This window comes from Bradyrhizobium sp. BLXBL-03 (genome assembly GCF_051853015.1).
Lineage (GTDB): Bacteria > Pseudomonadota > Alphaproteobacteria > Rhizobiales > Xanthobacteraceae > Bradyrhizobium > Bradyrhizobium manausense.
This window is the reverse complement of record NZ_CP182470.1, coordinates 4,874,016-4,893,823: the sequence shown is the minus strand read 5'-3', so window position 1 is coordinate 4,893,823 and position 19,808 is coordinate 4,874,016. Positions and strand designations below refer to the sequence as shown.

Sequence of the window (19,808 nt, the reverse complement as noted above, 5' to 3'; positions counted from 1 at the left end):
GACATGAGTATGGAAAGGGGCTCGTTTGCCGCGAGGCATGATTTCGATGCCTTGCCGCTCAGCCCCGAGGTGGATGTCCGCTGCGCGCATTTTTCCGAAATCGGTGCGCTTTCGGATATGGCGCACCGGCTGGTGCCGGGTGTGCAGATCGGGGCGGTTGAGCTTGCACGATATTTCGCCTTCGATCCGCAGAGCATCCTGACCTTCACCCGGAACGGCACTCTGCTGGGCGGCATGGCCTTCCTGTTCCTCAGCGATCGCGGGCATGACGCATTGCTGCTCGACGATATCTGCCTGACCGCGCCCGACACGCGCCATCTGGCCGCAGCGAATGAGGAGGTCTCTGCGATCTACATCTGGGCGATCGCCGCGACCGGCCGCGGCATCGCCGGTCTTGGCAAGGCTGCGGCTCATCTTCGCCAGATAAGGTTTCGCGACGCGGACTGCTATGCGCAGCCGTCAACCGTGGCCGGACGCGAAATCATGAAGGCGACGGGCTTCGAGCCGATCGCGAGCTTTCAGCCGGACCTCTGGTGTTACGAGCGACCGTGGCATCGGCAGCCGATGCGCATGCCTGGCGCGATCATCCAAGCAAGGAGTTTTTCAGATGCACGGCACTAGGATTCCTCTCGCCAAACCTGACTCCCGTGCCATCACCGTCCGCCTCGCGCGCGATCCGAGCGACCTCATGCTGGTCACGGCCATTCGCTCAGCGGTCTATCTTGCCGAGCAGGATTGCCCGTTCGAGGAGGAGTTTGACGGCAATGACATGGTTGCCGCGCATTTCATCGGCTATATCGGCAACGAGCCGGCGGGCTGTTTGCGGGTGCGCTTCTTCGGCGACTTCGCCAAGGTGGAACGGCTTGCGGTGCGTCACCAGTATCGGCGCTCGCGCCTCTCGTTCAAGCTGGTGCAGGCCAGCATCGACTTCGTGAAGCGCAAGGGGTTCCGTAAGATCTACGGCCAGGCGCAGGACCGGCTGGTGGACTTCTGGGCTCATTTCGGCGCCAAGCCGCTCGGCCATAACAGGAAGATCACCTTCTCGGACTTCTCCTACACGGAGATGCTGCTTGAGATCGAGCCGGGACCTGACGCAATCACGCTGGACAGCGATCCCTACGTGATCATCCGTCCCGAGGGCGACTGGGATCGTCCGGGCGTGCTGGACGCCTCGGCGGGGCGGGCGGTGACCTCGCCGCTGCGCGACCTCGCGCTCGCTGACCGCTGAAACTGGTGCAGCTCTGCGCAAGACAATGCTGGTCTCCCACGACGATCCGCTGGTCCTGGTCTGCGCGGACCTCCAGGCGGAATATCTGATCCCGGGGCGTCGCCACGTCATTCTTGACGGCGACACCGCAATCATGCACTGCCTGCAGTTGCTGGCGCTGTGGCGGAGCAACCTATGGCCGGTGATGCATCTGAAACGGGTTGCGGAGGCGGCCTGGTTCGATCCGTCATCCAGGCTGACCGATTGGATTGCAGAGGCCAAGCCCCGGCCGGGCGAGATGACGTTCGAGCACGCGTTGCCATCGGCTTACAGTTCGTCGCGTTTCGCCGACCACATGTCCAGCTTACGTCACGTGCGCTGCGTGATGACGGGCTTTTCCCTCGACGAGACCATCCTGGCCACCGTGGTCGAAGGGTTTCATCGGAGCCACCGCTATCGGGTGCTCGACGATGCCGTGGCTTGCTGGCAGCCGGTCACAGGCGAGGCGGCCGTCTACAAGCAGTCGGTGGTGAGTGTCATCGGCAATTTTGCTACTGTCCAGTCCAGCGCCGAATTGATCAGAACCAGCGGCGCCGTCGCGTTTAAAGCGCGATGAGATCAGTTAGGATGAATCGTCATCGCGCGTTAGGTTATTGTTTGAGCATGATCTCCGCGCAAACGCGTTTGTCGCGAGGGAAAACCGCTTCGCACTTTTCCGGATCATGGTTTAGGCGGACGCGATCGGCGGATGGACAGGCGGGACATTGTCACGGGGAAACGATCTCAAGGAGCTGGCGAGCGATCTGTCGCGTGCCCTCGAGGCGGCGCGCCGGATCGGTCTGCCCACGACCGTCTATTTGTTATCGATGGCCCTGGTCGAGGTGAGGGAAGCCATCGATGCTGCCGGCGATGACAACGACGGTGCGGCCTGACGTTGGCGTGCCAGCGGCCGAAGCGATCTCGTCAGGATCGACCGACAGCGCGCATCAGGATCCCTGATGCCTCGGCGCCGTCGTTATTGGCCGCGTAAGCAACAAACTGATCAGGCCGCACCAGGATCAGCTGCGCCTCGTATGTTTCGCGGCCGTCTGCGGCGGTATCCCTGATCACCTTCAGCGGGATGCCAAGCCCTGCGGCGGCTCGCTCGAATGCGGCCCCGGTGGTGCTTTCAGTCAGATCGATCAATGTGAAGCCGCTGCCGAGTTCCTCGAAGACGTTCTTGCCCGACGACAGAGATTGCGGTGCCAGATGATGGCCGGCGCGCGCGGCAGGGGTGTGCGAGCCGATCGCGCTGCTGACGCCGTCGGGTGGGCCGAATACGATCGGCGATCCCTCGTAGTTCGGCTCGAAGGCGTTGACCTCCGCGCGCGCGCCGGAATGTCGTGCGCGCCAGGCAGCCTCGAAATCCGCCCGATCCCGCGCCGGATCATGCTGCCGCAAAAAATCACGGTCGCGGAAGATCGATGCCTCGATGAAGTCGCGTGCGGTGGACGCGAAGACCGGGCGGCGCTCGGCGTCGTAGCTGTCGAGCAGACCGGCAGGGGCCCAGCCTTGCACGGTTGCAGCGAACTTCCACGCCAGATTGACCGCATCCTCGAAGCCGCTGTTGATGCCATAGCCGCCATAGGGCGGATGGCTGTGCGCGGCGTCTCCGGCGACGAAGATTCGGCCTGCGCGGTAGCTGTCGGCGAGCGTGAAACGCAGATCCCAGAATCCGATGTGCTCGAATTCGACGTCGAATTCCGCGCCTGCCGCCTCGTGAAGCAGGCGCCGGAAATCGAAATTGTCGCGGGTGGTACCAGTGGGGACGGGGGCGTGGAAGAACCAGGTGGTGCCAAGATCGACCCTGCCGAAGAATTTCCAGTAACCTTCGAGGTCCGGATGCAGCACGTTGTAGAATGACTTGCCCGGATACCTGCCGAGCAAGCGATGCAATTCGGTGGAACGAAACACCAGGAGGACCATCAGGCGATCGTGGTCGGCGCGGGTCTGGGTGATACCCGCCTGCTCGCGCACGATTGACCGGCTGCCGTCGCAGCCGACGACGTAATCGGCACGCAAGCTCTGCTTCGTCCCCTCGCGGTTGACGATTTCGATGACGACGCCGTCGGCTTCAGACCGCACCTCCTGACAAATCCATCCATAGCGCAGGTCGATGGCGGGAAGCTGCGCTGCCCGTTGCCGCAGCACGGTTTCGGTTGCGTATTGCGGCAGGCGCTCATTGTCGGTGAAGTAAAACGGCCGAACCAGTTCGCGCTGGAGCCAGTTGTAGTTGTATCCGCTGAGCAGCGTGCCGTGGCTGGTCATTCCGCCGATGCCATAATCGGGTGGAATGGTGCGAGCCGCCCGCAGCGCCGCCTCCGCGCCCCAGAAATGGAAATGCTCCATCGTTCGCTGCGTGAGGTTCTGCCCCTTCGGGATCGGCTGCGGCTGCTCATAGCGCTCGACCACGATGGTCTTGATGCCGCGCTGGCCAAGTCCTATCGCCAAGCCCATCCCGACCGGTCCGCCGCCGACGATCACGACGGGCGCCTCGTTGTTCGCCTGAGCCTGTGTCACGTCGCTTCCCCGTACCTGTCGTCGCACCCGGCGCGACTGTTTGTTCAGATGCGGCGTGAACGACATTTCGTCAAGTTAAATCTCAAATAATGAGATTACATGGCATCGTCTTCAGCCGCGGCTGAGATCTGCCGGGCGGCTTCACGGACCTCCGAACTGATGCGGTCGATCAATTCGCCATTGGCATGTTGTCCGCCGATCGTGATGCAGAGACTCGCGATCGGGTAGCTTGCGTCGAGAATCGGCGCGGCAATCCCGACAGCGCCGGCCGTCACTTCGCCGAAGGCAACCGCAACGCCCGCGCGACGCACGCGCTTCAGCGCGGCCATGATGTCGTCGGGCGTGTCGCCGAAGCCGACGCTGCGCAGATCATCGGCGTAGCGCGTGACCAGCGGCATGAGGCGTTGCTTGGGCAGGAAGGCCATGATCGATCGCGCGATCGCGCCACGTCCCATCGCCATCGGTCTGCCGCGCGGATAGCTGCTCGCCGGCGCAGCGGCGGATGCAATCGAGGCTACACACAGCATTTTGTCGCCATACCAGCGCACGATGAGCGCTGTGCCGGGATACGTCGCCGAAAGGCGCTCCAGGTGTGGCGTGGCGGTTGCGATCAGCGGATCGGAGCGGCGGCTGAGATAATCCATCTCGACCACGCGGGGGCCGAGCGCGAACCGCCCGTTGCGCGTCGGCATCACGAAGCCGCTGTCTTTCAGGCTCTTCAGGTAGCGATACAGCGTCGGCCTGGTGTAGCCGAGCTCCGTCATGAGTTCCTCGGGCGACCATTGCGGACGTGTCTCGGTGAAGAGATCGAGCAGGGCAAGGACCCGATCCTGACTGTTTGCCTTGACCAATGTCGGTGCGATCCAGCTTCGCGTCTGACCGTGTTATCGGCGTTCGGGGAGGCCGCAAAACAGCGAAATCATCGCCGCTTGCGCTAACAATAATCTCACTATAAGAGATTAATGAAAGAAAAATAGTGCAGGGATGACCGGGGAGGGCGCCCACATGGCCGTCACAGCAACGGGCGAGGTCGTATCCGATGCGGTCGACGTTCCCGCCTTTGTCGACCGGCAGCCGGTCGGTGCCTTTCAGCTGCGGGTGCTGCTGGTGTGTGCCGCGGTGCTGTTCATCGACGGCTTTGACACCCAGGCGATCGGCTATGTCGCCCCTGCGGTGGCGCAGGAGTGGAAGCTTGCGCGCGCCAGCCTCGGGCCGGTGTTCAGCGCAGGGCTTCTCGGTCTCATGATCGGCGCGCTGATTTTCGGTCCGATGGCCGACAGGATCGGCCGTCGCCGCATCATCCTCGCGAGCACGCTGGTGTTCGGCATTGGCACCTTGCTCACCGTGTTCGCGCCGGATGCAAATTGGCTGATCGCTCTGCGTCTGCTGACCGGGCTCGGGCTGGGCGGTGCGATGCCGAACGCCGTCGCGCTCACCTCCGAATTCAGCCCCCATCGCCGTCGCGCCACCCTTGTGATGATCATGTTTGCGGGCTTTTCGATTGGTGCGGCCCTGGGCGGGCTGCTCGCCGCCGCGCTGATTCCCGCCTTCGGCTGGCGCTCGGTGTTTCTGGTCGGCGGCCTCGTGCCGCTGCTGCTGCTGCCGTTCCTCTTCAAGGCGCTGCCGGAATCGATCCGGTTCCTGGCGATGGTCGGCGGCCGCGACCACGAGGTGGGCAATCTCCTGAAAAGGATCGCCCCGAATACGTCCTTCGCCGGCGAGGTGAAATTCGTGGTGCAGGAGCCGAAACTGGCGGGCCTGCCTGTCGCACATCTGTTTGCGGAGGGGCGCGGCTGGGTAACTCTGCTGCTCTGGATCGTGTTCTTCATGAGTCTGCTCGATCTCTATCTGCTGTCGAACTGGCTTCCCACCGTGCTGAACGATCTCGGCGTCTCGGTGTCGGCCGCCGCCGCGATCGGCGCCATGTTGCAGGTTGGCGGCGTCGTCGGCACCTTCACGCTCGGCCATTTCATCGACCGCTTCTCGTTTTGCGCGCTTTCGTTGACCTATTTCGTCGCCGCAGGTGCGGTCACAGCGATCGGGCTGGTCAGCCATTCGATCGTCCTGGTCACGATTGCGATCTTTGCATCCGGATTCTGCATCGTCGGAGGGCAGATCGCCTCGAACGCCTTGACGGCGACCTTCTATCCGACGGCGATCAGATCGACAGGCGTCGGATGGGCGCTCGGCATCGGCCGCATCGGCTCGATCGTGGGGCCGCTGGTCGGCGGGGCAATGCTGGCCCGCGAAATGGGGGCGCAGCCGCTGTTTGCCGCGGCGGCGGTCCCGGCGCTGGTGGCCGCGGGGGCGGCCTTTATGTTGGCCCGGCGGAATTAGCCGCGGGCCGGCCATATGCGGCAACGCCAGCGCTGCTTTCCTGCAACGCTCATGTGCGCCTGCTGTCAACGAAATGGCGTTGCAAGTTGCGGCGCAGCGCAATAGCCAAGGTATTGACGTTTTGTTTGGACAAGCCTCGTCTTCGGATGGAGGCTGCGTCACGATGTCCGATGACGCACCAGCTAGGGAATCCCCGCGATGACGATGCTGCCCAATTCGCAAGAAGCCCGCGATGTGGCCTACCAGCTCCACGCGTATACCAACGCGCGCGCCCATCAGCAGGCGGGTCCGCTGGTGATCGAGCGCGGCGAGGGGCCCTACGTGTTCGACGCGTCGGGCAAGCGCTATTTCGAGGCGATGGCAGGCCTGTGGAGCGTCGGGCTCGGCTTCAACGAGAAGCGGCTGGTGGAAGCCGCGCACAAGCAGATGCAGGCGCTGCCATTTTATCACACCTTCTCGGCCAAATCGCACGGGCCCTCGATCGACCTCGCCGAGAAGCTGGTCGCGCTCGCGCCTGTGCCGATGAGCAAGGTGTTCTTCACCAATTCAGGCTCGGAGGCAAACGACACTGTCCTCAAGCTGATCGCCTATCGTTCGAACTCTCTCGGCCAGCCGCAGAAAAAGAAGATCATCAGCCGGATGCGCGCCTATCACGGCGTCACCATCGCGTCGGCGAGCCTCACCGGCCTGCCCAACAACCACCGCTCGTTCGACCTGCCGCTGCCAAATATCCTGCACACGGGCTCGCCGCATTTCTACAAGGACGGCGCGCCCGGCGAAAGCGAGGAGGCGTTCGCGACGCGCCGGGCCGAGGAGCTCGACGCGCTGATCCAAAAGGAAGGCCCTGAAACGATCGCCGCCTTCTTCGGCGAGCCGGTGATGGGCGCAGGCGGCGTTATCGTGCCGCCGGCGACCTATTGGGACAAGATCCAAGCCGTCCTGAAGAAGTACGACATCCTGCTGATCGCCGACGAGGTGATCTGCGGCTTCGGCCGCACCGGCAGGATGTTCGGCTGCGAGACCTACGGCATCAAGCCCGATGTCATCGTGGTCTCCAAGCAGATCACCTCCAGTTATTTCCCGCTGTCGGCGATCATCATGAACGACCGCATGTTCGAGCCGATCGCCGACGAGAGCAACAAGATTGGCGTGCTCGGCCACGGCTTCACCGCGGGCGGCCATCCGGTCGGCTCGGCGGTTGCGCTCGAAAATCTCAAGATCATCGAGGAGCGTGGTCTGGTCGCACATGCCGCCGAGCTTGGCGGTTACATGCAGGGCAAGCTTCGCGAGCTCACCAGCCATCCGCTGGTTGGCGAGGTCCGCGGCGTCGGCATGATCGCGGCGCTCGAGCTCGTGCTCGACAAGGGCCGCAAGACGGCAGCGGCGACGCCGGGGGCCGTCGGCGGCATCGCGAGCCGCATGCTGCAGGAACGCGGCGTGATCGCGCGCAACATGCTCGACGCCATCGCCATCTGCCCGCCGCTGATCGCCAGCAAGGCCCAGATCGACGAGCTCGTGGCGGCGATTACCGGTGTGCTTGACGACATGAAGGGCGAAGTGGCGAAGCTGCCGCCGGCGTAGGGGCACGCTGCTGCGTCACATCCGTCATTGCGAGCGTAGCGAAGCAATCCAGAGTCTTTTGCTTCGCTACGCTCGCAATGACGATGGAGAGCGCGGAGGCAGTTTCGGCCTACGCCCGCTGAACCCCGATCACGCGGCCCTTTTCGATCGCGAGCGCGAGCTCGCCGCGCTTGAGCTTCAGCGCGGCCTCGCCGAACAGCTCGCGGCGCCAGCCGCGCAGGGCCGGTACGTCGGCGTCGTCATCGGCTGCGATCTCCTCAAGATCGTCGACGGTGGCGATCACCTTGCTCGCCACCGCATGGCGCTCGGCGGTCATGCGCAGCAGCACCTTCAACAGCTCGACGGTGGCCGCGCCATTGGAATTGTTGCGCGGCTTCTCCAGCTTCGGCAGCGTCGAGAAATCCCGCGCCAGCCCGCGCTCGACGGCAGCGACGATGTCGGCGCCCCATTTCGATTTCTCAAATCCCTTCGGCACCGAGCGGAGATGCGCGAGCTTCTCCAGCGTGTTCGGCGCATGGGTGGCGATGTCGGTGATGGCCTCGTCGCGCAGCACGCGGCCGCGCGGCACGTCACGGCTCTGCGCCTCCTGCTCGCGCCAGGCGGCGACTTCCATCAGCACGGCAAGATCCTTCGGCTTGCGCACCCGCGTCTTCAGCCGTTCCCAGGCGCGCTCGGGGTGGAAGTCGTAGGTCTTGGGCGAGGTCAGGATCTCCATCTCGATGGAGACCCATTCGCTGCGGCGGCGCTTCTTCAGATCGGCGTCGAGCGCGGCGAACACGTCGCGCAAATGCGTGACGTCGGAGACCGCGTAATGCATCTGCTCCTTGGTCAGCGGCCGGCGCGACCAGTCGGTGAAGCGGTGGGTCTTGTCCGGGCGGTGGCCGGTGACCTTCTCGACCAGGGCGTCATAGGCGATGCTGTCGCCATAGCCGAGCACCATGGCCGCCACCTGGGTGTCGAACACCGGGTGCGGGATGATATTGGCCTGGTGCCAGATGATCTCGATGTCCTGGCGCGCGGCGTGAAACACCTTCAGCACGGCCTCGTTGCCCATCAGCTCGAAGAACGGCTTGAGGTCGAGGCCCTCGGCCAGGGTGTCGATGACAACAGCTTCCTCGGGGCTAGCCATCTGCACCACGCACAACAGCGGGTAATAGGTGGTCTCGCGCAGGAACTCGGTATCGACAGTAATGACGGGGTGCTTGGCCAGCCGGCTGCAGGCAGCCGCAAGGTCAGCGGTGGTGGTAATCAAATCCATGAACGGCCCATGACACTTGGTATCAGCCGTTCTGCCGAAAGCGCTGTGATGTCAAGGGGCTCTAAGCGAATTCGAGCCTTGCATTGGGGCCAGAATCGTTCCTTTCCGACGAAATTCCTATTCGTAGCGGACCCGCTGCGAGGATTTGCGGGCGCAGGGCAATGCCACGACCAGCACGCACATGGCGACCAGAGCCAGTCCCAGGAACTCGAAAACCAACAAATCCACGGCAATACCCCTCAGGAAACATTGCTAGACTTGTCTGGGGTGCGTTGAGGGTCTGTTAATTGCAATGGTTACCGGCGGCGGGCTGGGCCGGATGGTGGACGGGGGGTTAACGGGGACTTACCCCAGACGCATTCGGCGCCCCGAGGGACGGAGCGCCGATGTTTGTTCGCCGGTCCAGACCGCCTTACGGCAGCTTCAGCGACGTTTCCGCATTGTACGGCTTCAGCGTCTCGTCGGCGGCCTTCTGCGCGGCGGCGAGGGCTTCCTTCGGCTGCTTCTTGCCGTTCAGGACCAGCATGACCTCATCCTCGAGATTCTTGCGGACCGGTACGGTCTTGTAGGTCGCGAACCAGGGCTTGGCGACGTCGAGCTGCTCGACCGCGGTCTTGGCGTCCGGGTTCTTGCCCAGGAAGTCGACCATGTCAGGCGTCTTGTAGGCGGCCATGTTGGGCGCGAAATAGCCGGTGGCGCGGCTCCACCAGGCGCTCTTCTCGGGCGAGGTCATCCACTTGATCAGCGTCCAGGCGGCCTTCTGCTTGTCGGCTTCCACGCCTGCCGGAATGATCAGCGAGGCGCCGCCGATCGGCACGGCGTTGCGGACGTTGCGCGGAATGAAGGCGACCTTGTAGTTGAACTTGGCATTCTCGCGCACATAGGTCAGCGAGCCCGTCGACAGCATCATCATCGCGGCGTTGCCTGCAATGAAGGAGGTGCTGACGGCCGGACCAGGCGTGGCGCCGGGCGGGTGGACCTTGTGCTTGCTCACGAGGTCGCTCCACCAGGTCAGCGCGCCCAGCATCGAGGGCGTATCGTAATAGACCTCGCCGCCGAACTCTTCGTTGTAGTAGCGCCCGCCATTGCTCATGGTGAGCGTCTCCATCATCCAGCCGCAATAATCATAGGCGCAGGGGATCGTGATGCCCCATTGCGTGACCTTGTCGCCCTCGCGCTTGGTCAGCTTCTTGGCCCAGTCGGTCAGCTCGGCCCAGGTTTGCGGCGGCTTGCTCGGATCGAGCCCGGCTTCCTTGGCCTTGTCGGCGTTGATGTAGAGCAGCGGTGTCGAATTGTGGAAGGGCACGCCATAGACCGAGCGGTTGATCACGGCATTGCCCTGCAGTGCCGGGAAGAACTGGCCCAAGAACTTCTCTTTGGTGGTGCCGTCTGCGGCGATCAAGGAATCGAGATTGGTGAGCTCGTTCTCGATCTGCATGTCGAGCAGGAAGTTCGCCGACATGATCACGGCGGCCGGCGGCTTGCCGGCCTTGATCGAGGCGCGCGTCTTGATCAGCGTGTCGTCATAGGAGCCGGTGTAGACGGCCGTTGCCTTGACGTCCGGATGGGTCTCGTTGAACTCCTTGATCAAGCTGCCCATGTCGCGGGCGAGCTTGCCGTCGACGGGCACGGGGAAGAACAGGTCGATCTCGGTCGGACCTTCGCCGGCGAGAGCCGGGAAGGCCAGTGTGCCTGTCAAGGCACTTGCCAGAGAACCTGCCATGGCAAGGCCAAGCATGAGCCTGCGGGAGAACAGCATCGGAAAATCTCCTATTTGATGCCTGAGGTGACGAAAGAGCTGATGAAGCGCTTCTGGAAGATCAGGAAGGTGATGAGCAGCGGTGCGATCACCATCAGCGTGCCGGCGGCAATCGTGCCCCAGGCCTGCGTGCCTTCCGCTGTTGCGGTGAAGACCGAGAGGCCGACCGTGAGCGGCCGCTTGTCAGGCGAGTTGATCACCATCAGCGGCCACAGGAAGTCGTTCCAGTGGCTGGTCACCGAGATGATGGCGAAGGCCGAGAAGCTCGGGATCGACAGCGGCACATAGATGTGGCGGATGCGCTGGAATAGGCTGGCGCCGTCGATCAGCGCGGCGTCTTCCAGCTCGGTCGGGATCGCTTCGAACGCCTGCCGCATCAGGAAGGTGCCGAAGGCGGAGGCGAAGAACGGCATCATCACGCCGGCGAGCGTGTCGTAAAGGCCGAACTGCGCGATGATGCGCAGGTTCGGCACGATCAGCAGCACCGGCACCAGCATCAGCTGCATCAGGAACAGATAGAAGATCAGCGTCTTGCCGGCGAAGTCGAGCCGCGCGAACGCAAACCCTGCCAGTGTGATCGTGACGAATTGCACCAGCAGGATGCCGGTGCAGATGATGGTGGTGTTGAGGAAGTAGCGCGGGAAGTCGCCGATCTCCCAGGCATCCCTGATATTGTCGAGCGTCGGCTTCAGGCTCGGGATCAGCTCGGCCATCAGATTGATGCCATCGGAGGACGGGCGCAGCGTCGCCACGCCCATCCACAGGAACGGGATCAGCCAGGCGAACGCGAGCAGGACCGTCAACAGGAAGCCGAGTTTGGGCGTGATCTCGTTGCGGGTGGCGAGCGGGGCGTCCTTGTAGAGACGATCGATCAGCTTCATGGTCCGCCCTCGCGGTTGGCCATGGTGCGGAACGACAGAGCAGTGAGCGCCATCAGGGCGGCGAGGGTCAGCAGCGTTGCCGCCGACGCCATGCCGATGTCGTAGTGCTCGACGGCTTGTTGGTAGATGTAGAACAGCACGAGATTGGTCGCGTTCGACGGGCCGCCCTTGGTCATGACAAAGACATGGTCGACCTGCGTCACCGCATTGAGCGTGGCGATGACGGTGACGAAGAGGAAGGTGGGCTTGAGCTCCGGCAGGATGATGTAGCGCAGCCGCATGACGGGACCTGCACCATCGAGATGCGCCGCTTCCATGACATCCTCAGGCACGGCCTGAAGGCCGGCCAAGAAGAACAGCATGTAATAGCCGGCGTTCTTCCAGATCGTGATGATCATGATCGCGTAGAGCGCGATATCGGGGTCGCCGAGCCAGTTCGGCAGCACCGGCAGCAGCCGGCCGATCTAGTAATCGAGCAGGCCGACATTGGGCAGGAAGATGAACAGGAACAGCGCGGATGCCGCGACCATCGGGATCAGCACCGGCAGGAACAGCGCGGCGCGCAGCGCGCTGGTCACCACATTGGTCCGCGCCAGCGCCAGGGCGAACAAGAGCGCGAGGCCGATGCTGGGGATCGCGGTGCCGACGGCGTAGATCGCATTGTTGATGACGGCGCCGGTGAAGGCGGGGTCCGCCAGCACCGCAGCGATATTGTCCAGGCCGACGAAGCGAAGCGGCGCCTTTGGCGTGGCGCGCTGATAGAGCGCATCGATGACCACGCGGCCCATTGCGCCATAGGTGAACAGCGCGAGGAAGATCAGCGAGGGCAGCAGCAGCAGATAGGCCGGCAGCGAAGCTTTGAGGCGGGCAATGAACCGCGTCACGATATGCAGCCGCGTCGGCACTGATGCCACGACCGGAAGAGCCGCGGGTTCTGCGAGGCTCATGTCATCGCGCCGGGAAATTGAGCGCATAGTCGCGGCCGTCCACGCCCGCAGGTGGGTCGAAGGGGAAGCGCAGACTGGTGTCGAGGAAGTCGTGACTGTGCACGACGAGATTGTCGGCGTCGATCAGCACCACGCCATAGGCCGGCGGCTCGTGGCTGGCGAGATGGTCGGCGGCGTTGGCATCAAGCTCGAACCAGACCTGGTGGTTGGTACCGCGTAGCGTCGAGAACGGGATCTTGCCATAGCTGCCGAAGATCGGCCGGTGCACATGGCCGAAGAAGAGATGGCGGATACGGGCGCGGTAGGGCGCGATCACCTCGGCAAACTCGGCGCTCTGCTTCAGCGCAATCTCGTCCATCGCGTGCACGCCGACCGGGAAGGGCGGATGATGCATGAACACGACGAAGGGTTGGTCGGCGGGCGCGGCGGAAAGCGTCTTCGCCAGCCAATCGAAGCGCTTGGCGCACATCTCGCCGGCATGGCTGGTCTCGTCCAGCGTGTCGAGGAAGACGAAAAGGCCATGCTCGGTGGTGCGGGTACCCTGCACGAAGCCGTTGGGATCGCGTGGCGCGGCCTTCAGCCCGTCGAGGCAGGCGACGCGCTTGTCGTGATTGCCGACCATCGCAATGTAAGGAATCTTCAGCGCCGACATCGCCTCGGCGAAATTGGCGTAGGATTCAGGCTCGCCCCAATGGGTGAGGTCGCCGGTCACCACCGCGAAGGCGGCATCGGCCTGGTGCTTGTTGACGTCGGCGATCGCCGCATCGAGCCGGGTGCGCGGGTCGAGGCCGTAGAGCTTCAGCCCGGGGTTTGCGAGATGGGTGTCGGTGATGTGGATGAACTTGAAGGGCATGGCGCGCTTTGTCGGGGCTTCTGGAGGACGGGCGCCTCCGGCAGGACGGCCCTGGCAGGGCGTTAGTGCGCGTGTGTTTCAGTTTGATGACAGTGGTTCCCGAGCGCATCCAATTCCACAGGAAGCCGTAGTCAGGCGCGAGAACGGTAGGGTGGATTAGCGAAGCGTAATCCACCCTGTGAGCCAACTAAAAGTTGTGCTAGTTGTCGTCGATGTCCAATTATCGCCGTGCATTCATTCGTGGAGGATGCTGGTTCTTCACGGTAAATCTGGTTGACCGGCGGAGGTCGCCGCAACGCGCCAGAGCCATCCCTTCGACATAGATGCTTTCGTGCTTCTCCCGGATCATTTGCATGCCGTCTGGAAGTTACCACCGGGCGACGCGGATTTTTCGGTCCGTTGGCGATTGATCAAGACACGTTTCGCTAAAGCGCTCCCGGCGAATGAACGACTAAGCACAGTCCGCGCCGCACGAAACGAACGCGGCATCTGGCAACGCCGGTTCTGGGAGCATCTCATTCGTGACGAGGCCGATTACGCGCGCCATGTCGAGTATGCTATTTCAACCTGGTCAAGCACGGGCAGGTATCCAAAGTGAGTGACTGGCCGTACTCGTCGTTTCATCGCGATGTGCGGGCCGGATTGTTTCCCGAGGATTGGGGCGGAGATATCAAGATCGCAGGGGAGTTTGGCGAACGGGCGTGAATGTCACGATTACTTGTGGGGTGGATTGGCGAAGCGTAATCCACCTCTTACTTTCCGTTTGGCGAGAGAAGAGTTGGATTACGCCTGCGGCTAATCCACCCTACGCATCGAGCTTGTCGCTACGTCCCGCAGAACGTCTGCAGCACCCGCTGATCCGGCAACGGCGGATCGGCGTACGCGGCATACTCCGGCTGGTCCTCGTAGGGCTTGGCCAGCACCTTCACCAACTCCTCGAACGGTCCATAGTCGTCGTTGTTGACGGCAGCCTGGATCACGGCCTCGACGCGGTGGTTGCGCGGGATGAAAATCGGGTTGACGGCGTGCATCGCGGCTCGCCGTTCGGCCGGGGCATGCGGCTCCAGCGCGATGCGGGCGCGCCAGCGGCCGGCCCATTCGTCGAAGGCTGCGGGCTCCATGAACTGCGCGCGCACGTCGGTGCCGTCGTCGCCTGCAGCATCGCCGAGCTTGCGGAAGGTGAGGGTGAAGTCGGCCTGGTTCTTGGCCATGGCATCGAGCAGGTCCTGGATCAGCGCCTCGTCGCCGTCACGCTCCGTGAACAGGCCGACCTTCCGGCGCAGGCCGGCCTGATAGGCCGCGCTGAACTGATCGGAGAACGCGCCGAGAATATCCTGCGCTTCCGCGACCGCCTTCTCCTGGTCGTCGGAGAACAGCGGCAGCAGGCATTCGGCAAGACGCGTCAGATTCCACAAGCCAATGCGCGGCTGGTTGGCGTAGGCGTAGCGGCCCATCTCGTCGATCGACGAGAACACCTGCGCCGGGTTGTAGGCGTCCATGAAGGCGCAAGGGCCGTAATCGATGGTCTCCCCGGAGATGGAAGAGTTGTCGGTGTTCATCACGCCGTGGATGAAGCCGACCAGCAGCCAGCGTGCGATGAGCTCAGCCTGGCGTTCGACGACGCCAGCGAGCAGGGCGTGATAGGGCCGCTCGGCGTGAAGCAGGTCAGGATAGTGCCTGGTGATGACGTGATCGGCGAGCTGGCGGATCGCATCAGTGTCGCGGCGGACGGCGAAGAACTGGAAGGTGCCAACGCGGATGTGGCTGGAGGCGACGCGGGTCAGCACCGCGCCGGGCAGCGCGGTCTCGCGGATGACGTGCTCGCCGGTGACGACGGCGGCGAGCGAGCGCGTGGTCGGAATGCCCAGCGCATACATGGCTTCGCTGACGACGTACTCACGCAGCACCGGGCCCAGCGCGGCGCGGCCGTCGCCGCGGCGGGAGAACGGGGTGGGGCCAGAGCCCTTGAGCTGGATGTCGCGGCGGACGCCTTCCCGGTCGATGACCTCGCCGAGCAGGATGGCGCGGCCATCGCCGAGCTGGGGCACGAAATGCCCGAACTGGTGACCGGCATAGGCCATGGCGATGGGATCAGCGCCGGCGGGAACCGTTTTCCCGGCCAGGATCTCGGCCCCCTCGGGGGTCTCCAGCACATCAGGATCAAGCCCGAGCTGGACCGCCAGCGGCCGGTTCAGCTTGATCAGCCGGGGCGCGGATACCGGGGTCGGCGCGACGCGGGCAAAGAAGCTGTCCGGCAGGGCCGAATAGGAGTTCTGGAAGGGGAAATGGACCGTCATGGGCTCAAGATAGGGCTGGAACGCCTGATGGCAAAGGCTTGAGCCCAAATGGCCCAAAAAGGGTCCTTCGGGGTCCAAAACAGGCCGTTCCTTTGGTTGCTGCTTTGGGCCTCGTCGGGTAAACCCTGCCGCAACTTCGGACCGGTCGTTTCAGGCGGTCCGATTCGTATCCTCCGACATTGATTTTGGGACGACCATGCATCGCTACCGGTCACATACATGCGGCGCGCTCCGCGAGAGCAACATCGGCGAGACCATCCGCCTCTCGGGCTGGGTTCATCGCGTGCGCGACCATGGCGGCGTGCTGTTCATCGATTTGCGCGACCATTACGGCCTGACCCAGTGCGTGGTCGACCCGGACTCGCCGGCGTTCTCGCTGGCCGAAAAGCTGCGCTCGGAATTCGTGGTCAAGATGGACGGCAAGGTCCGCCGCCGCCCCGAAGGCACCGACAATGACGATCTGCCGACCGGCAAGGTCGAGGTTTATGTCAGCGAGATCGAGGTGCTGGGCCCGGCCGGCGACCTGCCGCTGCCTGTGTTCGGTGACCAGGAATATCCCGAGGATATCCGCCTGAAGTACCGCTTCCTCGATCTGCGCCGCGAGAAGCTGCATCAGAACATCATGACGCGCGTCGAGATCATCAAGTCGATGCGCCGGCGCATGGAGGGGCAGGGCTTCTTCGAGTTCAACACGCCGATCCTGACCGCGTCTTCGCCGGAAGGCGCGCGCGACTTCCTGGTGCCCTCGCGCATCCATCCGGGCAAGTTCTATGCGCTGCCGCAGGCGCCGCAGCAGTACAAGCAGCTGCTGATGATGTCGGGCTTCGACCGCTACTTCCAGATCGCGCCCTGCTTCCGCGACGAAGACCCGCGCGCCGATCGTCTGCCGGGCGAGTTCTACCAGCTCGACGTCGAGATGAGCTTTGTCACGCAGGAAGACGTGTTCGCGGCGATGGAGCCTGTCATCACGGGCGTGTTCGAGGAGTTCGCCAAGGGCAAGCCGGTGACGAAGAACTGGCGCCGCATTCCGTTCGCCGAGGCGTTGCGCAAATACGGCAGCGACAAGCCTGACCTGCGCAACCCGATCGAGATGCAGGACGTCTCCGAGCATTTCCGAGGGTCAGGCTTCAAGGTGTTCGCGCGCATGCTCGAGGACCCCAAGAACCAGGTCTGGGCGATTCCCGCGACCGGCGGCGGCAGCCGCGCCTTCTGCGACCGCATGAACTCGTGGGCGCAGGGCGAGGGCCAGCCCGGCCTCGGCTACATCATGTGGCGCGAGGGCGGCGAGGGCGCGGGTCCGCTTGCGAACAACATCGGGCCGGAGCGCACCGCCGCGATCCGCGCGCAGCTCGGCACCAAGGAAGGCGATGCCGCCTTCTTCGTTGCCGGCGACCCTGATAAGTTCTGGAAGTTCTCTGGGCTCGCCCGCAACAAGGTCGGCGAGGAATTGAACCTCACCGACAAGGAGCGGTTCGAGCTCGCCTGGATCGTCGACTTCCCGATGTACGAGTACAACGAGGACGACAAGAAGGTCGACTTCTCGCACAACCCGTTCTCGATGCCGCAGGGCGGACTCGAGGCGCTGAAGAGCCAGGATCCGCTGACCATCAAGGCGTTCCAGTACGACATCACCTGCAACGGCTACGAGATCGCCTCGGGCGGCATCCGCAACCACGTGCCGGAAGCCATGGTGAAGGCGTTCGAGATCGCAGGCTACGGCGAGCAGGAAGTGGTCGAGCGTTTCGGCGGCATGTACCGCGCCTTCCAGTACGGCGCGCCGCCGCATGGCGGGATGGCCGCGGGCGTCGACCGCATCGTCATGCTGCTCTGTGGCACCACGAATCTGCGCGAGATCTCGTTGTTCCCGATGAACCAGCAAGCCATGGACCTGCTGATGGGCGCGCCGTCGGAAGCCACGGCCAAGCAGCTGCGCGAGCTGCACATCCGGGTGAACCTGCCGCAGAAGTGAGGCTGTTGCATTTCCTCCGCGTTCGCCAAGGCGGATGCGGAGGAAAGCTGCCTCCAAACCGTCATTGCGAGCGGAGCGAAGCAATCCAGAATCTTTCCGCGGATGCGAGTCTGGATTGCTTCGCTCCGCTCGCAATGACGGGGAGAGAGTTGTGTCTCCCCTACAGCCCCGTCGACGCCTCCATCCTGAACTGCGCCAGCGCGACGATCGGCTCGTTGTTCAGGACGTCCATGAGCTGAAGCACCGGCACCTTGCCAAGCGGTGTCAGCTTGATTGTGAGCGTTTGTCCCGAGGTCTCGACGAAGCTCGCGATCGCGTCCACCGCGGGCTTGGCATCGATATTGGAGGCCGCAACTTTCTCGCCTTGCGCCCGGATCATTTCAACGATGGCGCTGCGCGCGGCGTCGCGACTGACGTTCTGCATCCGGGCGAACTGCGCCACCACCAGATCGACGACGCCGCTGTCATGGAGGGAGAGCTCGATCGTGCCGGTCTCGATCTGCATTGCCTGTCCCGTCACCTGCGCCGGATCGAGCGAGAACATGTCGCGGGACACGTTGGCGAGTGCAAGACGCGCCTGCGCTCTGGCGATGCCTCCAATGTCGAGGGTCGCCGGCGCGAGCACGAGGCTGTTGGATTGCTGGGTCCAGGCGGCGCCTAGATCGAGGTCGATCGCGAGCTTGTCGATGCCGGCGGCGAGCAACGGAAGCTGCTTCGGATCGGATGCATCGGTTGGCGTGACGAATTTCGCAACCACATGCGCTTTGCTCGGAATCGAGCCGATCAGCTGCCCCCAGTCCAGGCTCACGGTGTCGACCGTGACCAGCTTCCTGGTGTTCTTGAAGGGCGCAACGACGCCCTTCAGCTCCGCGCCTGCGAGCACGCCGAACAGCCCGAGCATCTGATCTGGCGAGGGGGCCCGCCCGGGAGTCGCGATGCTTGCCGTCCAGCGAAGCAGGCTGGGGAGGCTGAATGATTTGAGCGCGAAGCGATCCATCTTGAATTGTCCCGCGGGGGCGGGAGCATCGAGACCTTCCACCGCGAACTCGCCCTCTGCATATTTGATCGCATCGAGCTTCGCAGTGCCCTGCGGCGTTGTGGCCGACAGATTGCTGATCTCGGCCTTGCCGACACGCAGGCCCTCGTAAACACCAGCGATCTTCTCCATCAGCTCGCGGCTCTGCGCCGGCGTCGGAGGCGCCGAGCTATCCTTCGGCAGCAGGGCGAGCAGCTCGCCGGGGCGGAATTTCGACGGCTGATAGCCGATGTCTTCGACGATGATCCGTCCGACCTGGGCGCGCACACCTTGGGTCGATGTCAGCGCATAGCTTCCGGTGGTGACTTGGCGATAGACGCGGCGGTAGGTCTCGTCATTGGCCTTGGCGGGATCCAGAGCGGCAATCACCGCATTCGCATCGAAGCCGTCGATGACCATGTCGGAGAGCTCGCCGGTCAGCTTGTCGGGCCGCGACGGTTGCCGCGTGGTGATGGCGAATACGGCGTGGTCCAGCTTGGCCGTGTCGATCTTGCCGCGGTTGATGTTGCGGATCGCCAGTCCGGAATAGGTGATATCCACGTCCCCGGTGACACCTGTGCCGGTATTCATCGCGACGCTCAAGCTCGGAACGGTGACCGAGGCGGCGGTGACGTCCGCAAATTGCTCAAGCGTGAAGCGATAGGCGTCAAGAACCGACTCGGACGCGGGCGCACCCTGCACGCGCGTGGGACCGGAGTAATTGGTCAACGTGGCTTGCGGGATCTTGTAGCTGCCTTTCAGGCCGGCAGCTCCCGCTTCGCCTGAGATCGCCAGCTCCACGCCGGCGATCTCGATCGTGCCGGCCGAGACATGCGCATCGTCGGTCTGGCCGACACCTGCCGCCTTGATACGGGCGGCCTTGAAGCCGGCAATGGGCGAGCGCCCCGGCTCGACATTGATGTCCTCGATCGTCAGCGTCCGGCTCGGCAGGTCGAAGCCGATCCTGCCGTGGCTCGCCTTGCCGCCACCGCTGCGGATCTGCTCGAAAGCCGCCTCGATCTCGGCGGTGACGCGGTGCTGGACGTAGAGGTTGAAGCCGAACCATCCGCCCGCGACGAGCACGGCTGCTACGATCAGGCCGATCAGGATCCGCTTCATTCCCAGCTCCAGTTGCTCATTGTGCG

At 63.7% G+C, this 19,808-nt stretch carries 15 protein-coding genes and 2 pseudogenes; 8 read left to right on the top strand and 9 right to left on the bottom strand.

What is annotated here, in order from left to right:
• Positions 1-3: 3 nt before the first annotated feature.
• The 4 genes from ACNJX9_RS23585 to ACNJX9_RS23570 all read left to right on the top strand — a co-directional run bounded on the left by ACNJX9_RS23585 (position 4) and on the right by ACNJX9_RS23570 (position 2,139).
• Positions 4-621, top strand: a complete 618-nt coding sequence (locus ACNJX9_RS23585; RefSeq protein WP_057757862.1) for a hypothetical protein — start codon at positions 4-6, stop codon at positions 619-621.
• The gene (locus ACNJX9_RS23580) at positions 608-1,228 is read left to right on the top strand and encodes a GNAT family N-acetyltransferase (RefSeq protein ID WP_439404418.1); all 621 of its coding nucleotides are present in this window, start codon (positions 608-610) and stop codon (positions 1,226-1,228) included. Before ACNJX9_RS23585 ends, ACNJX9_RS23580 begins: the two co-directional genes overlap by 14 nt.
• 25 nt (positions 1,229-1,253) lie before the next feature.
• Complete coding sequence (locus ACNJX9_RS23575) at positions 1,254-1,823, top strand: isochorismatase family protein (RefSeq protein ID WP_439404417.1); 570 nt, start codon at positions 1,254-1,256, stop codon at positions 1,821-1,823.
• A gap of 148 nt (positions 1,824-1,971) precedes the next feature.
• On the top strand, positions 1,972-2,139 hold the full coding sequence (locus ACNJX9_RS23570; protein ID WP_167354017.1) for a hypothetical protein: 168 nt from the start codon (positions 1,972-1,974) through the stop codon (positions 2,137-2,139).
• Positions 2,140-2,170: 31 nt separating this feature from the next.
• On the opposite strand, the gene ACNJX9_RS23565 is transcribed toward ACNJX9_RS23570, so the two are convergent.
• The gene (locus tag ACNJX9_RS23565; protein ID WP_439404415.1) at positions 2,171-3,766 is read right to left on the bottom strand and encodes an FAD-dependent monooxygenase; all 1,596 of its coding nucleotides are present in this window, start codon (positions 3,764-3,766) and stop codon (positions 2,171-2,173) included.
• Between the two features lie 95 nt (positions 3,767-3,861).
• Positions 3,862-4,617: an IclR family transcriptional regulator gene (locus tag ACNJX9_RS23560; RefSeq protein WP_439404414.1), complete on the bottom strand. Its 756-nt coding sequence runs from the start codon at positions 4,615-4,617 to the stop codon at positions 3,862-3,864.
• Between the two features lie 154 nt (positions 4,618-4,771).
• Here ACNJX9_RS23560 and ACNJX9_RS23555 point away from each other — a divergent pair, with 154 nt between their 5' ends.
• Both ACNJX9_RS23555 and ACNJX9_RS23550 read left to right on the top strand, forming a co-directional pair.
• Positions 4,772-6,103, top strand: a complete 1,332-nt coding sequence (locus ACNJX9_RS23555; protein ID WP_439404413.1) for an MFS transporter — start codon at positions 4,772-4,774, stop codon at positions 6,101-6,103.
• Positions 6,104-6,301: 198 nt separating this feature from the next.
• Positions 6,302-7,684: an aspartate aminotransferase family protein gene (locus ACNJX9_RS23550; RefSeq protein WP_057757848.1), complete on the top strand. Its 1,383-nt coding sequence runs from the start codon at positions 6,302-6,304 to the stop codon at positions 7,682-7,684.
• Positions 7,685-7,793: 109 nt separating this feature from the next.
• Here ACNJX9_RS23550 and rnd read toward each other — a convergent pair whose 3' ends face one another.
• The 5 genes and pseudogenes from rnd to ACNJX9_RS23525 all read right to left on the bottom strand — a co-directional run bounded on the left by rnd (position 7,794) and on the right by ACNJX9_RS23525 (position 13,382).
• Positions 7,794-8,942 carry a ribonuclease D gene (gene rnd, locus ACNJX9_RS23545; RefSeq protein WP_057757841.1) on the bottom strand — a complete coding sequence of 383 codons (1,149 nt, stop codon included), beginning with the start codon at positions 8,940-8,942 and terminating at the stop codon, positions 7,794-7,796.
• Between the two features lie 412 nt (positions 8,943-9,354).
• Entirely contained in the window at positions 9,355-10,701 is a 1,347-nt protein-coding gene (locus ACNJX9_RS23540) for an ABC transporter substrate-binding protein (protein ID WP_439404410.1), read from the bottom strand.
• Between the two features lie 11 nt (positions 10,702-10,712).
• Positions 10,713-11,582 carry a carbohydrate ABC transporter permease gene (locus ACNJX9_RS23535; RefSeq protein WP_057757823.1) on the bottom strand — a complete coding sequence of 290 codons (870 nt, stop codon included), beginning with the start codon at positions 11,580-11,582 and terminating at the stop codon, positions 10,713-10,715.
• A pseudogene (locus tag ACNJX9_RS23530) lies at positions 11,579-12,529 on the bottom strand (carbohydrate ABC transporter permease). Before ACNJX9_RS23530 ends, ACNJX9_RS23535 begins: the two are co-directional and overlap by 4 nt.
• A gap of 1 nt (position 12,530) precedes the next feature.
• Positions 12,531-13,382, bottom strand: a complete 852-nt coding sequence (locus ACNJX9_RS23525; RefSeq protein WP_439404408.1) for a phosphodiesterase — start codon at positions 13,380-13,382, stop codon at positions 12,531-12,533.
• A gap of 212 nt (positions 13,383-13,594) precedes the next feature.
• Here ACNJX9_RS23525 and ACNJX9_RS23520 point away from each other — a divergent pair.
• A pseudogene (locus ACNJX9_RS23520) lies at positions 13,595-14,087 on the top strand (REP-associated tyrosine transposase).
• Between the two features lie 119 nt (positions 14,088-14,206).
• Here the strand turns inward: ACNJX9_RS23520 and ACNJX9_RS23515 are convergent.
• Positions 14,207-15,679 (bottom strand): protein adenylyltransferase SelO, encoded by a 1,473-nt coding sequence (locus tag ACNJX9_RS23515; RefSeq protein WP_439404406.1) that lies wholly within the window; start codon positions 15,677-15,679, stop codon positions 14,207-14,209.
• A 196-nt stretch (positions 15,680-15,875) separates the two neighbouring features.
• Here ACNJX9_RS23515 and aspS point away from each other — a divergent pair, with 196 nt between their 5' ends.
• Positions 15,876-17,648 (top strand): aspartate--tRNA ligase, encoded by a 1,773-nt coding sequence (aspS, locus tag ACNJX9_RS23510; protein ID WP_057757812.1) that lies wholly within the window; start codon positions 15,876-15,878, stop codon positions 17,646-17,648.
• Positions 17,649-17,808: 160 nt separating this feature from the next.
• Here aspS and ACNJX9_RS23505 read toward each other — a convergent pair whose 3' ends face one another.
• Positions 17,809-19,782: a hypothetical protein gene (locus ACNJX9_RS23505; protein ID WP_439404404.1), complete on the bottom strand. Its 1,974-nt coding sequence runs from the start codon at positions 19,780-19,782 to the stop codon at positions 17,809-17,811.
• Between the last annotated feature and the right edge of the window lie 26 nt (positions 19,783-19,808).

Bases quoted from the DNA above. Each gene is read 5' to 3' on its own strand.
- ACNJX9_RS23585 (WP_057757862.1), top strand. From the start codon at position 4: ATGAGTATGGAAAGGGGCTCGTTTGCCGCGAGGCATGATTTCGATGCC.
- ACNJX9_RS23580 (WP_439404418.1), top strand. From the start codon at position 608: ATGCACGGCACTAGGATTCCTCTCGCCAAACCTGACTCCCGTGCCATC.
- ACNJX9_RS23575 (WP_439404417.1), top strand. From the start codon at position 1,254: ATGCTGGTCTCCCACGACGATCCGCTGGTCCTGGTCTGCGCGGACCTC.
- ACNJX9_RS23555 (WP_439404413.1), top strand. From the start codon at position 4,772: ATGGCCGTCACAGCAACGGGCGAGGTCGTATCCGATGCGGTCGACGTT.
- ACNJX9_RS23550 (WP_057757848.1), top strand. From the start codon at position 6,302: ATGACGATGCTGCCCAATTCGCAAGAAGCCCGCGATGTGGCCTACCAG.
- rnd (WP_057757841.1), bottom strand. From the start codon at position 8,942: ATGGATTTGATTACCACCACCGCTGACCTTGCGGCTGCCTGCAGCCGG.
- ACNJX9_RS23540 (WP_439404410.1), bottom strand. From the start codon at position 10,701: ATGCTGTTCTCCCGCAGGCTCATGCTTGGCCTTGCCATGGCAGGTTCT.
- ACNJX9_RS23535 (WP_057757823.1), bottom strand. From the start codon at position 11,582: ATGAAGCTGATCGATCGTCTCTACAAGGACGCCCCGCTCGCCACCCGC.
- ACNJX9_RS23525 (WP_439404408.1), bottom strand. From the start codon at position 13,382: ATGCCCTTCAAGTTCATCCACATCACCGACACCCATCTCGCAAACCCC.
- ACNJX9_RS23515 (WP_439404406.1), bottom strand. From the start codon at position 15,679: ATGACGGTCCATTTCCCCTTCCAGAACTCCTATTCGGCCCTGCCGGAC.
- aspS (WP_057757812.1), top strand. From the start codon at position 15,876: ATGCATCGCTACCGGTCACATACATGCGGCGCGCTCCGCGAGAGCAAC.
- ACNJX9_RS23505 (WP_439404404.1), bottom strand. From the start codon at position 19,782: ATGAAGCGGATCCTGATCGGCCTGATCGTAGCAGCCGTGCTCGTCGCG.